The sequence below is a fragment of the Actinospica robiniae DSM 44927 genome, assembly GCF_000504285.1.
Lineage (GTDB): Bacteria > Actinomycetota > Actinomycetes > Streptomycetales > Catenulisporaceae > Actinospica > Actinospica robiniae.
Window position 1 is genome coordinate 1,624,365 of the sequence record NZ_KI632511.1, and the last position, 12,298, is coordinate 1,636,662.

The 12,298-nt window shown below is 67.4% G+C and carries 6 protein-coding genes and 1 pseudogene; 1 reads left to right on the plus strand and 6 read right to left on the minus strand.

Features of this window, described 5'->3' with window-relative positions; genetic code table 11:
* Window positions 1-1,226: 1,226 nt before the first annotated feature.
* The 3 genes and pseudogenes from ACTRO_RS07030 to ACTRO_RS42945 all read right to left on the minus strand — a co-directional run bounded on the left by ACTRO_RS07030 (window position 1,227) and on the right by ACTRO_RS42945 (window position 5,459).
* Window positions 1,227-2,062, minus strand: a pseudogene (locus ACTRO_RS07030) (IS5 family transposase).
* Between the two features lie 119 nt (window positions 2,063-2,181).
* On the minus strand, window positions 2,182-3,408 hold the full coding sequence (locus tag ACTRO_RS07035; protein WP_051450438.1) for an ROK family protein: 1,227 nt from the start codon (window positions 3,406-3,408) through the stop codon (window positions 2,182-2,184).
* 146 nt (window positions 3,409-3,554) lie between these two features.
* Window positions 3,555-5,459, minus strand: a complete 1,905-nt coding sequence (locus tag ACTRO_RS42945) for an arabinofuranosidase catalytic domain-containing protein (protein ID WP_245594316.1) — start codon at window positions 5,457-5,459, stop codon at window positions 3,555-3,557.
* 478 nt (window positions 5,460-5,937) lie between these two features.
* On the opposite strand from ACTRO_RS42945, the gene ACTRO_RS07045 reads away from it, so the two are divergent.
* Window positions 5,938-7,065, plus strand: coding sequence for a glycoside hydrolase family 19 protein (locus ACTRO_RS07045; protein WP_034262119.1), 1,128 nt, complete (start codon window positions 5,938-5,940; stop codon window positions 7,063-7,065).
* Between the two features lie 73 nt (window positions 7,066-7,138).
* Here the strand turns inward: ACTRO_RS07045 and ACTRO_RS44790 are convergent, their stop codons facing one another.
* From ACTRO_RS44790 to ACTRO_RS49510, 3 genes are all read right to left on the minus strand, one after another.
* Window positions 7,139-8,767: a GDSL-type esterase/lipase family protein gene (locus tag ACTRO_RS44790; protein ID WP_063627936.1), complete on the minus strand. Its 1,629-nt coding sequence runs from the start codon at window positions 8,765-8,767 to the stop codon at window positions 7,139-7,141.
* A 15-nt stretch (window positions 8,768-8,782) separates the two neighbouring features.
* Complete coding sequence (locus ACTRO_RS07055) at window positions 8,783-10,402, minus strand: lectin (protein WP_034260365.1); 1,620 nt, start codon at window positions 10,400-10,402, stop codon at window positions 8,783-8,785.
* A gap of 308 nt (window positions 10,403-10,710) precedes the next feature.
* On the minus strand, window positions 10,711-12,171 hold the full coding sequence (locus ACTRO_RS49510) for a chitinase (protein WP_051450440.1): 1,461 nt from the start codon (window positions 12,169-12,171) through the stop codon (window positions 10,711-10,713).
* Between the last annotated feature and the right edge of the window lie 127 nt (window positions 12,172-12,298).

Below are 12,298 nucleotides of genomic sequence, written 5' to 3' on the forward strand. Positions count from 1 at the left end.
CCGCACGGCCACAGCGGAACCACCCGATGGGGTCGAACACGCCGACTTCTCAGTCACGCGGCGCCTACAAGCCAACACCCGACAGCCACAACCGCGCTCACAGCATCTCACCGAAATCGGCTGCTCATGCCGATGACCTGGGGCGATTCCATCTCCCCTATCTCGGGGGCAGCACCCGTGAACTCTTACGCACCGCTGCAGTACCCGAAATGATCGCAGGGCCTTGGGAGCAAGATACGTCGTCCGCCTTCTCCGCACGTACGTCCCACCCGCGCCAACCTGGGCAAAACGCATCCACGACACCTTCCGTGCCCGAGGAAGAGTTCGGCCGCCCCCACATTCTGGGAGCAGTCGCAACACGGTCGTCCGACACGCGCATACCTATGCCCCCGGCCACGACCCCCGCCGTTTCTTGCGGCGCCAACGCCGCGACGATCCGCGTCAGCACGTCATCAACCTCACCGCGCCGGAAAGATATCCGCAGCCGGCCCCCGGCGAACAGCTGACTCCCGTCCTGGTCAGCGACCGGCAGCCCGGTCCTTTGAGACATCCGCGCCGAACTCGCCGGCGACACCTCGTGGCCGCCGCCACGCCCGAGGCCCGGCCATCAGCGCCGCGCGAACGTGGGAGCACAGACGACCAACGATGGGACCTGGCACACCATCAGATCAACGCCCTACAGCGTCGAACGCGACAACTCGCCGTGGACGCTATAATGGGAGCAGGATCCATGCAGGTCACAGCCACAATAAAGATATCTCTATGTTGATATAAGGTGAACGCTTCTTTTTTTTTTCACACGGAAGAGGTCACTGGTTCGATCCCAGTATCGCCCACCACGAAGTCACAGGTCAGGGCCGGTCTCAGATAACTCTGAGGCCGGTCTTTTGATCGTTTGTCAGCCATATGCCAGCAGACACGAAAAACGAGACAGTCCCCGTGGCCGTACGGCCAGCGCAGAGAGCCACCGAGTCCGGCGGCCGGTCCGCGCAGTCCGCTCGTAAGGGTCTCCGTGGAACAGACTTCGGCAAGGGATTTCACGCGTTGCTGACGCATCGGAGCTCGGTACCTCGGTCGCTCTGGACGGGTCGTCCCCGCGTTCGCGGGGGTAGTTCCGTGGCGGTGCCGGTCGCGTCGACTCCGGCCCGGTCGTCCCCGCGTTCGCGGGGGCAGTTCTTTACCATAGGCGCCGTTAGTGGGCACCTTGGGACAGTTTGGAGTGTCTGCTACATAAATCGAGGTTCCTGCCAGGTGGGCGTGGAGTTGCCCGTAAGGGCTCGGCCCATGATGCCGATTATCGACCAATGGATCATTGCCTGTGAGCCTTCCTGTCATGTCTCGTAGTCGCGAGCCAGGCGGCGGTGAAGCATGAACCAGCCGAAGGTGCGTTCGACCACCCACCGGCGTGGCAGCACCTTGAAGCTGGCGAACGCTGTGTCGCGGCGTACGACCTCGACGTCGACGCCGAGGTCCACGCCGTGTTCGAGGACCTTCGCGTTGTACCCGCCGTCGACCCACGCCTTCGTCACGCTCGGGGTGAGGTGGTCGAGGACCTGCCGGCCGACCGTGGAGTCGCCGAGGCTCGCCGCGGAGACGCCGAGCACGATCGGCAGGCCGATGGTGTCGACGGCGATGTGCAGCTTGCCGCCCTTGGTCTTCTTGTTCCCGTCGTATCCGACGGTCTCGGCCTGCGCGTTCGCGGCGGCTTTGACGGTCTGGGAGTCGATGGCCACCGCGCCCGGCTCCTCGGTGCGTCCGCGTGCCCGGCGTAGCCGGCGGCGCAACACGTCGTGGATGTGCTCGCTCGTGCCGTCGTCGCGCCAGGCGGCGAAGTACCCGTAGACCGTCTTGAGGGCGGGAAGTCGTGCGGGATGTACTCCCAGGCCCATCCCGTGCGGTTGACGTACAGGACCGCGTTCACGATCTCACGCAAATCGTGCAGAGGGTGATTCGAGCTGACCTTCCGCTCGAGCCGAGGCGCACGCCACGCGGCCAGCTCCGGCTCGATCACCGCCCGCTCGGCGTCCGACAGATCGCTGCGATACGGCTTGCGCGTCGTCATCCTCAGTTCAGCGCAGCCGTCCCGAGCCCGCGGACGATTCAGTCCGAGATCAGCCGATCGTGCGAAAGCCGCCCCGCAAACCATCCCAAGATGCCTACCTATCAGCTCGCGTAACCGAGCTACGCGCTCACAAGGACCGCTGTCAGCGCCTCCGGGAGGCGTTCGAGGACGAGGGCTGCGGCGCCGCGGACGCTGGCGCTGTCGCCTAGGGCACTGCGGACGATGCTGAGGGTGTCGGAATGGGAGACCATCGTGTTGCGGGCGATGGCGCGGCGCATGGGTTCGAACAGCGTCTCGCCCCCAGCCGCCAGTTCTCCGCCGACGACGATCAACCGCGGGTTGAGCAGCATCACGGCGATCGCCAGCGCCCGGCCGACGGCGTCGCCCGCGTCCTCGATCGCCCGCAGGGCTCCTCGGTCATGGGCGGCGAGCAGGGCGGGTAGGTCCTCGGCTCCCACCGGCCGGCCCCAACTGCGCGCGAGCAGCTGCGCGATCGCGGGGGGCGAGGCCACCGTCTCCAGGCAGCCGCGGTTGCCGCACCGGCACAGCAAGCCTGCGGGGTCGACGACGATGTGACCGAGCTCGCCGGCGATGCCGCCGTGGCCCAACAGCATCCGGCCGGCGCAGACGGCGCCGGCGCCGATGCCGGAGGACAGGCGCAGATAGAGCACGTCGTCGCATCCGCGCGCGGCGCCGAAGCGGCGCTCGGCCAGGACCCCGGCGTTGGCGTCGTTGACGATCTGCACGGGCAGCCCGGTACGGTCGGCCAGCTCGTCCAGCGGACGTATGCCGACCCAGCCCTTCATGATGCCCTGCGCATGCAGGCGTCGCCCGTCCTTGTCGACTGGGCAGGCGATGCCAGCGCCGATGCCCAGGATCTTCTCTCGCGGGACTCCTACCTCTGATATCGCGGCTTCGACCAATCCACCCGCGGCGTCCAGAGCGTGTTCGGGCTCTGCGTCGACGGCTACCCGCTTGGAGTCTTCCCAGCGCACAGTTCCGATGGCATCGGCCAGAATCGCGCGCACGCCGTCGTGGCCGATGTCGAGCCCGAGGGCATATGCGACCGTCGGCTCAAGCGAGAGCAGTTGTGGCGGCCGCCCGCTCCGCGTGCCGACGGGCCCGATCGAGCCGGCCGTGTGAGTTTCGCGCACCAGGCCTGCGCTTATCAGCTCGTAGATGACCGAGCCCACGGTCGCCCTGGCCAGCCCGGTGCGGCCGACGATCTCGGATCTGGTCAGCCGGGGACCGTCCGCCAAGGCACGCAGGATGCGCACCCGGCCCAAATCGTTCAGGCTGATCGGGGCCTCCGCCGCAGCGGGCGCGGTCTCGTCGTCGACGTGCACGAAGTCACAGTACCTGGCGTCACAGAGGTTTGTCTTACACTGCCATCGGCTCCCGTTCAGCTCGAACCCGGCCGAATGTCGATGCGCCCGGACAGCAGACCCCGTCCGGGCGCATCGACTGCGCTGCAGAACCCTGCGACGGCCGTTCAGTCGAAGATCAGGTCGAACTCTTCGGCCGTGCCGAGCGTGGCCGCGTCCGCGATCAGCGATGTGGTGCTGTTCGCGGCGTCGACATACTTGCTGTTCGCGTGGGACTTGAGACTGATGCTCCCATCGGTGTTCGCGATCAGGTCGTACTCCTCCCACGGGCCGATCGCCGTGCGGTTCGCGATCAGGGCGGATGCGCCCGCGTTGTCGGCGGTGACGTAGTCGCCGTCCGCGTGCGAGCGGAAGCTGACGCTGCCGTCGCTGTTGTGGATCAGGTCGAACGTCTCCCAGCCCCCGATCGCGGTGCGGTTCGCGATCAGTGCGGCGGCTCCGGCGTTCTCCGCGGTGACGTAGTCGTTGTCCGCGTGGGCGCGCAGGCTCACCGGCACGGTGTCGTAGACGAGGTCGAACTCCTCCCACGGGCCGATCGCGGTGCGATTGGCGATCAGCGCCGACGCGCCCGCGTTCTCGGCGGTGACGATCTTCTGGTCGTTGTATGCACGGAAGCTGACGCTGCCGTCGGAGTTATGGATCAGGTAGAAGGTCTCCCACGGCCCCGGGGCCCCGCGGTTCGCGATCAGCGGCGAGCTGCCGTTGCTCTCGGCGGTGACCCAGTCGCCGTCGGAGTGGGCTCGCAGATTCAGCGTGCCGTTCTCGTCGAGGAACATGTCGAAGGTCTCGTTCGTGCCGATCGAGGTGGCGTCCGCGATCAGCGAGGTCGTGCTGTTGGCCGCGTCGACGTACTTGCCGTTGGCGTGGGCGTGCAGGCTGATCACAGACTCGGTGTTCGGTGCGAACGTGGTGGTGTTGTTCGTGTAGCCGGCGGCAACGATGTTCGCCTGCACGGCGTTCTCGGTGGCGTCGGTGGGGAACCCGGCGGTGACGGCGCCTTCGAAGAACTCACCCTTGCCCTTCGGGCTGTTGTCCCCGCCGGTGCCCAGCTCGATCGAGGGCTGCACCTTCATCGGGTTGTAGCCGTTGGGCAGCGCGCCCGAGTACGACTGGGTCAGCCCGCCGGACTGCCCGTTGCCGTACTTCAGCGTGAAATTCGTGGTGCCGTTGTTCTTCTCCCACGCCGAAACGAAGGAGCCGGTCTCGCTGGGGATGCTCGACGGGTTGGGGCCGGCGTTGCTGAAGTACATGCCGTTCTCGAGGTCGCCGCCGACCCAGGGGCCGGAGCCGGAGCAGCCGCCGGTCCAGCACGCCGTGCCCCAGTAGATGGCGTTCATGGTCGAGTCGCCGTCGTCCGAGTCGTTGGTCTCGGCCGAGCCGAAGTCGAAGCAGCACAGTCCACTGGTGAGGTTCGACGAGGTCAGCATGTACATGCCCTCAGGCTGCGAGCCGGTGGGCACGTTCTTGACGTTGTTGTTGCGGTAGCCGGTGCCGATGTTGTTGACCAGGACGCCGTAGGCCGGCTGACCGCCGATGGTGACCGGCAGCGCCATCGCGTCCGCGCCGATGTCGGCGCCGTTGGTGCCAGGCCCGGCGAGGCCGCTCGAGCAGCCGGAGCAGGAAGTGCCGGGCGAGATCGGCAGGTTGTTCACATTGCCGGTCTGGTCGTAGAGCAGGGTGATCGTGCAGGTCGTGCCGGAGCAGAAGGAGACCTGCGGCGCCGAATTGACGACCCCGCCGGCTGCCTGGAGGCTGATGTTCAGGGTGCTGTTATCCGAGGCGCGCTGGATCTGGTAGAGCGGACCGTTGTAGGAGGCGAACATTGCGCGGGTGGTGCTATAGGCCGCCTCGCACGGCGTGCCGCCGGACGCGTAGATGTCGCAGGGCAGGGCGGAAGCGGCGGCAGCGGCCCGCGGCGCGGCCGTACCGGATAACGGCACTGCGATCGCCAAGGCCAGCAGCAGTGCGAACAACAGCCGCGCGCGCCGTCGGACTGGGTTCAGGACATGCACGAACAACCTCCGTACATCGGTTTTGAGCCCGCCTGCCGCGCAGGACGGGAGTGGGGCGGGGGCCGGGCTGTCACGCCGAAGCGCCATGCGCCATCGCCGGTGGGCGACGAGGGCGAGTCGTCGAATGCTTCCGGGACGGCTTCGCGGTGATCTGCGGGTACGCGGAGGCGTCCGGTGACGCAGCACACATATTCAGCCGACCATGGACATAAGTCAAGAGACTGGCCAGGTTCCGGAACCAGATGTCCTCTCCGGTTCTGCGCGAAGTCGGTCCAACGCGGAAGGTGGCGGCATTCGACCCCGCAAGCCTTGACAACTCGATTGGACTAGACCACCCTCGCACCGTACGGAGGCTCGGCGCAGCGCTGTCATGCCCTACCCACCCCACGCTCGTGGCAGAGGCCGCCGAAGGTTCCGTGGTCGCGCACCTGTATCAGGGCTCGATTCCCACCACGCCATGAAGCGAGGGACCCACCGGATGAGACCGACGAAGCATTCATTCACCCACGCCGTCCGCCGCCGCGCCGTAGCCGTCCTCGGAGCGCTCGCGCTCCTGACCGGCATCGGCGTCGGCACCGCCACCGTCGCCCAGGCCGCCAGTACCGGGGCGATCACCGGCTACCAGGGGCTCTGCCTCGATGACCGCAGCGCCAGCACCGCGCTGTTCAACCCGATCCAGGTCTACACCTGCAACGGCACGAACGCCCAGCAGTGGACCGTGCAGTCCAACGGCACCCTCCAGGTGCTCGGCATGTGCCTCGACGTGTCCGGCGCCGGCACCGCGAACGGCACCCTGGTCGACCTCTACACCTGCAACAACACCGTCGCGCAGGTCTGGCAGCCCGGCGGGAACGGGGTGCTGATCAACCCGAACTCCGGCAAGTGCCTGGACGACACCGGGTGGGGCGGTTCGGGCACTCAGGTCCAGATCTGGGCGTGCTCCGGAGGGGCCAACCAGTCCTGGACCGTGCCCGGCGGCGGCAGCACCGCCGGCGGCGGCTCGTTCGTGGTCAGCGAGGCGCAGTTCGACCAGATGTTCCCGAGCCGCAACTCGTTCTACACCTACAGCGGGCTCGTCGCAGCACTGAATTCGTACCCTGCCTTTGCCACCACCGGCGGCACCACGGTCGAGAAGCAGGAGGCTGCGGCGTTCCTGGCCAACGTCGACCACGAGACCGGCGGACTGGTCTACGTCAACGAGATCGACCAGTCCGGGGACTACTGCGCCTCCGAGTCCTACGGCTGCCCGGCCGGCACCTACGCCTACTACGGCCGCGGCCCGCTGCAGATCTCGTGGAACTTCAACTACGAAGCCGCCGGCCAGGCCATCGGCCAGGACCTGCTCGACAACCCCAACCTGGTCTCCACCAACGCGGCCATCGCCTGGGAGACAGCACTCTGGTACTGGTTCACCGGCACCGGAAACGGCTCCGTCACCTCCCACCAGGCCATGACCGGCGGCTCAGGCTTCGGCGCCACCATCCGCGCCATCAACGACATCGAATGCAACGGCGGCAACACCGCCGAGATGCAGGACCGGGTCAACGACTACGAATCCTTCACCTCCATCCTCGGCGTCTCCCCCGGCGGCAACCTCACCTGCTGACCCGGTGACCTGACACGCCTTTTCCCCGGCAGCGCCTCCGCTGCCGGGGAACAGGCCGCTCCGAAACCAGGGCTCAGTTGTCGACGATCAGGTCGCACTCCTCCCAGCCGCCGATGGCTGTGCGGTTGGCGATCAGAGACTGGGCACCGGCGGCCTCGGCGGTGACGTAGTCGCCGTTCGCGTCGGCCTTCAGGCTGACGCTGCCGTCCGCGTTGTGGATCAGCTGGAAGGTCTCCCAGGCGCCGACGACGGTCCGGTTGGCGATCAGCGGCTGCGCGCCGGCGGCTTCGGCGGTGACGAGCAGGCCGTTGGCGTGGGCGCGCAACGCGATGGCGCCGCTGCCCTCGTCGATCTCGTCGAACTGCTCCCAATAGCCGATCGCGGTCCGGTTGGCGATCAGCGCGGATCCGCCGCCGTTCTCCGCGGTGACGTAGTCGCCGTTCGCGTGTGCCCGCAAGGAGATCACCGGCAGGTTCGGCGGGGTGAACAGGCCGAGGTTCACCGCGTTGGCGATGGCCTGGTAGCCGGCGTCGTTCGGGTGCAGGTGGTCGCCGCTGTCGTAGGCGGGCAGGTACCAGGTCGGATTCGACGGGTCGTGCGTCGCGGCGTCCTGGTCGATCACCCCGTCGCAGCCGCTACCCGAGCCGCGGATGAAGGCGTCGATCGCCTCCCGGGCCGATTCGCCCGAGGAGTTCCAATAGCCCGCACCCTGATACGGGGTGAGCGTGGAGCAGATGAACTTGATGCCGTTCTGGTGCGCCAGCGCGATCAACTGCTGAACACCGGCGATCAATTGCGCGGCGGTGGGTTGCGGACTGGTCGAACCCAAATCGTTGATCGGGTCGTCGGAGAAGATCACCCAACGCACGCCCGGCTGCCCGAGCACGTCCCGGTCGAAGCGGCCCAGCGCGCTCTGCCCGCTGCCGTCCACCAGCAGCCGATTACCGCTGATGCCTTCGTTGATCACCCCGACGGTGTCTCCCGCCCCCACGAGCCGCGAGGCGAGGTCGTTGGGCCATCGCGTGTTCGCGTTCTGACTTGAGGCGTACCCGTCGGTGATCGATGCTCCGAAGGTCACCACGGAGCCCTGCGAGGCGGAGTTGAGCACGTCGAGGTTGGACAGGAAGTAGTAGCTGCCCGTGGTCTGGGCACCGGAGAGGCTCGCGGCACCGGCGACGTCGCCGGACGCGATGTAGTTGGTCTGCGTGCCCTGCCGGTGATAGGTCGAGGCGCCCGTCGAGTTGGGCAGGTAGAAGCTGACGGTGAGGTTCGTCAGCGCGGGCACGGCGTAGCTCACCGGGTCGCTGAAGCCAGTGCCTCCGGCGGGGATGGTGATAGTGGCCGACCCGCCGAAGGTCAACGAGGTGTCCGTGCCGGCCGTGATCGAGGAGCCGGAGCCGGACCGGGCCAGGTGGACGTCGGTCACGGTCAGGGGCGCGCTGCCGAAGACGTTCGAGATCTGGATCCGCGCCTCGGTTCCGCTGATGCTCGTGTGCACGATCTGACGGATGGTCTGCCCGCTGAAGGACGCACCCCCGCTCTCGGGTGCCGCGCCCCAGGTCCCGGTCCAGTAGCCGCTGGTGGGATCGGCCGCAGCAGCGCGGGCCGTGGTCGCGAGCCCGGTGCTGAGGAACGCCGATGCGGTGACGAGCGCCGTGGCGTAGGCGGTTACGCGGCGAGCGAGTGTCGATGGGATAGGCATGGATGTCCCCTGCAATCAGTGCCCTGCGGTTCCGGTGCTCCACAGGACGGTTCCGGCCGAGTTGTATATGACGGTGTTGCCATCGTTCTGCACGGAGAGGTAGGCGCCGTTGTCGCCGGCGGTGTTGCTGGCCCACAGCGGGCTGCCGGAGGCGTTGTAGATGACGAAGTTGCCGTCGCCCTGCATGATCGCCTTGGCGCTGGCCTGGCCGGCGGTGCCCGAGGCCCACAGCGCGGTGCTGCCCTGGTAGAGCACGAGGTTGCCGTCGCCGCCGAGGATCAGTTGGAACCGGCCGTCGCACGAGGTGATGGACTGGTTCACGGTGATCTGCTGGTTGCCGGTCATCTGGCCGCACCCGGGGGTGGCGCCACCGGTGGAGGAGCCGGGGTTGGGCACGGTGGGCCGGGTGGCGGTGAGCGCGATCTGGCCCTTGAGCATCCGGCCGCCGTCGTTCGTCAGGCGCATGTAGTAGTCGGCGGAGCAGGCGGTGCCGTCCTCATCCAGGGAGAGCAGGCCGGAGCCGGCGGGCACGGCGGCTTGGGTGGCGGCGGTGTGCAGGATCTGGTTGCCCTCGCCGTACTCGTCGAACATCGAGATGTAAATACCCTGAGCGCCGACGCGCACCATGTTGTAGAACTGGCCCCACATGAAGTCGCCGTGCGCGCGCTGGCGGGCGGAGAGGTCCCCGGGCAGAACACACGGCTGGTAGTCGATCCCGTTGCCGTTGCAGGAGGACTGGTCGCCGACGTTGACGTTGTTGTAGAAGTTGTTCGAATCCGCGACCGTCCCGATCCGCCCGACCATCCACGGCGAGATCATGTTGAAGGCGTTGTACACGCTGGAGTACCCGGCCCGCGAGTCGCTCACGCCGGTGCGCCAGTACGTGGGGACGCCGCCCATCACGTAGCAGCCCTGGCTCTTGAACCAGTCGATCACGGACAGGCAATCGGAGGCGGACCAGGGGTGGTTGGAGTCGTTGAAGCCGAAGCCCCAGATACCGACGACGGGCTTGCCGTTCTGGTGCGCGTAGGCGGATGACGACGTGTACTGCTTCATGTTGGCCGTCCAGTCGGCCGGCATCTCGGTGGCCATGTTCGTCCACCCGCTCGCGTCGTACATGATGTAGAACTTCCGGCCGTTGGCCTGCGCGGCGGTGTTCACCCTGGCCGTCACCGCGTTGCGGGTCGGTCCTTCGGAGCCGTTCGGGTCGAACCGCTGCAGCGCCGCGGTGTCACACCCGTTCGCCGCCATCAGCGCGAAATGCTCGTTGACCGTGGACTGGTCGTAGGAGGAGAACAGCGTGGCCTGGGATCCGTTGCCGAGATTCGCGTACCCGGTCTCATAACCCTTGCTGTAGACCGTCATGTCCGGCCAGGCTTTGATGTTGTTGTTGCTCGGGGACGGAGCCTGCCCCCAGTTGTCGCTCCAGTGCCACCAGCCGTTGATCGGCGCCCCGTCGCCGATGCACGCGAACCAGCCCTGATAGCCGACGGTGATCTTGCCGACCACGTCGCCGGCGGGCGAGGCGGCGCTGGCCGGGCTGGTCAGGGCGGAGATGAGCTCGGTTGCGCCCACGGCCGCGACCGTGGTGCCGGCGAGCGCGGTGGACAGAAGCCTGCGTCGAGAGATCGTCATGGTAGTTCCTCAAACGCGCGAAGCGTGTGTGTGGGTGAGTGAGGGTTCTGCAGGCGGATGAACATGTGGGGTGTCCGCGTCGCCAACGTAGCAGCGCTATTCAGCTGGATACAGTCAAAACTTCACCAAGACAACCGTTTCCCAAAGGAGCCCGAGGATATGGCTCTAAACAGGTCAGTTCCGGAACCTGCCAGCCGCTTCCGGCTCAACTGAGGCTGCGGCAGTAATACGGAATTCGGTTCGTCAACATCCAGAATTCGGATGGAACCGTGCGGCCCGAGGCATCCCGGGCCGCACGGCCAGAGGTGTCAGGCCACGTGCCACTGCTGGTTCGAAGTGTCTCCGCACGACCAGATCTGCACCTGGGTGCCCGAGCCGCCGTAGCCGGTGTCGTCGAGGCACTTGCCCGAGTTCGGGTTGATGAGCTCGCCGTTGGACTGCGCCTGCCACTGCTGCGCGCCGGTGCCGTTGCAGGTGTAGAGCTGCACCTTCGTGCCGTTGGCGGTCCCCGCTGCGGACACGTCCAGGCACTTGCCGAGCGCCTGGAGCGTGCCGTTCGAGGCCACCGTCCACTGCTGCGCGTTGGTGCCGTTACAGGTGTAGACCTGCACGGGCGTGCCGTCAGCGCTGCTCGCGCTACGCACGTCCAGGCACAGCCCCTGATACCCGGTGACCGGTCCGGTCGCGCCGGAGCCGCCGGTGCTGCCGCCACCGCCACCGGTGCTGCCGCCGCCACCTCCGCTGCCCAGGAAGCCCTTGGTGAACGCGCCGGTGCTCTGCGAAACTCCGCTGCAGGTGGAGGACGCGGCCCCGCCGGTGCCGCCGGGGCAGGCCTGGTCGCGGTCGACCGACCAGAAGGCGAGTCGCCCGATTCCGTTGCTTTCGGCCCAACTCGCGACCGTGGAGGCGTCGGAGAGGGTGAAGGTGGAGGCGTCGGAGAGGGTGAAGGTGGAGCCGTCGTCGTTGACGCCGATCATCGGCGTGATGCCGACGTTCGCGTACGAGTAGGCGGAGTTCACCGCCTTCATCTGGCTGAGCGTGGCCTGCGCCGCGCTGATGGCGGCCTGGCCCATCTCGATGTTGCCCTGGTAGTAGTCCATCGTCATGACGTTGACGACGGGGATGGTCACACCCATGTTCTTGGCGTCCTGGAGCAGCGCGGTGCCGTAGTTGTCCAGGCCGCTGGGCAGGACGGGCACGGTGACCGACCAGACCAGGCCGGGGTTCGAGGCCTTGAGGTCCTTCATGGCCTGGAAGGTCTGGTCGATGCCGGTGGTGTTGGCGATCGCGGCGCCTTCGATGTCGAAGTCGAGGTACTGGGTGCCGTAGTCGTTGATGATCGCCTGGTAGCCGGCGTCGATCGTGCTCTGATTGGTGCAGGTGAACGACAGCGGCAGGCCCGCCGCGCCGCCGGAGGAGACGATGACCTGCGCGCCGGCCGCCTTGGCCGAGGAGATCTCGCCGCCGATGGTCGGGTCCGACCCGATCGGCAGGGTGTCGCCCCAGATGTCGCTGCAGCCCTCGCCGATGGCGAAGGCCGCGGTGTAGGCGTGCAGGCCGTCCGCGGAGATGACGGAGTTGAGCACGCTCTCCTGCGAGTTGGACATGTCGACGTAGGGCGCGACGTACATCGAACTGGCGGCCTGAGCCGGGCCGGCCAGGGCGACGATGCCTCCGGCCGCCAGTGCGAGCGTGCCGGCGGCGATCACCGCCGCGCCTCCGTACCGCGCCGCGCGCGGGCCGAGACCTCCGAGGTTGTCAGGTTTCATGGCGCATCCCGATTCTGTGAGGAGAAGCCATCCGGGCAGCCCGGCATGAGCCCCGGGCGCTGGAGTGGGATTGGTCTCGCCACGGCCGGCCGGGCTCCCGAGTCCTCTGCGCGCGGGCTACGCGCTC

Excerpts from the sequence above, each read along its gene's own strand:
- ACTRO_RS44790 (WP_063627936.1), bottom strand. The coding sequence starts at position 8,767 with ATGCCTATCCCATCGACACTCGCTCGCCGCGTAACCGCCTACGCCACG.
- ACTRO_RS07055 (WP_034260365.1), bottom strand. The coding sequence starts at position 10,402 with ATGACGATCTCTCGACGCAGGCTTCTGTCCACCGCGCTCGCCGGCACC.
- ACTRO_RS49510 (WP_051450440.1), bottom strand. The coding sequence starts at position 12,171 with ATGAAACCTGACAACCTCGGAGGTCTCGGCCCGCGCGCGGCGCGGTAC.
- ACTRO_RS07045 (WP_034262119.1), top strand. The coding sequence starts at position 5,938 with ATGAGACCGACGAAGCATTCATTCACCCACGCCGTCCGCCGCCGCGCC.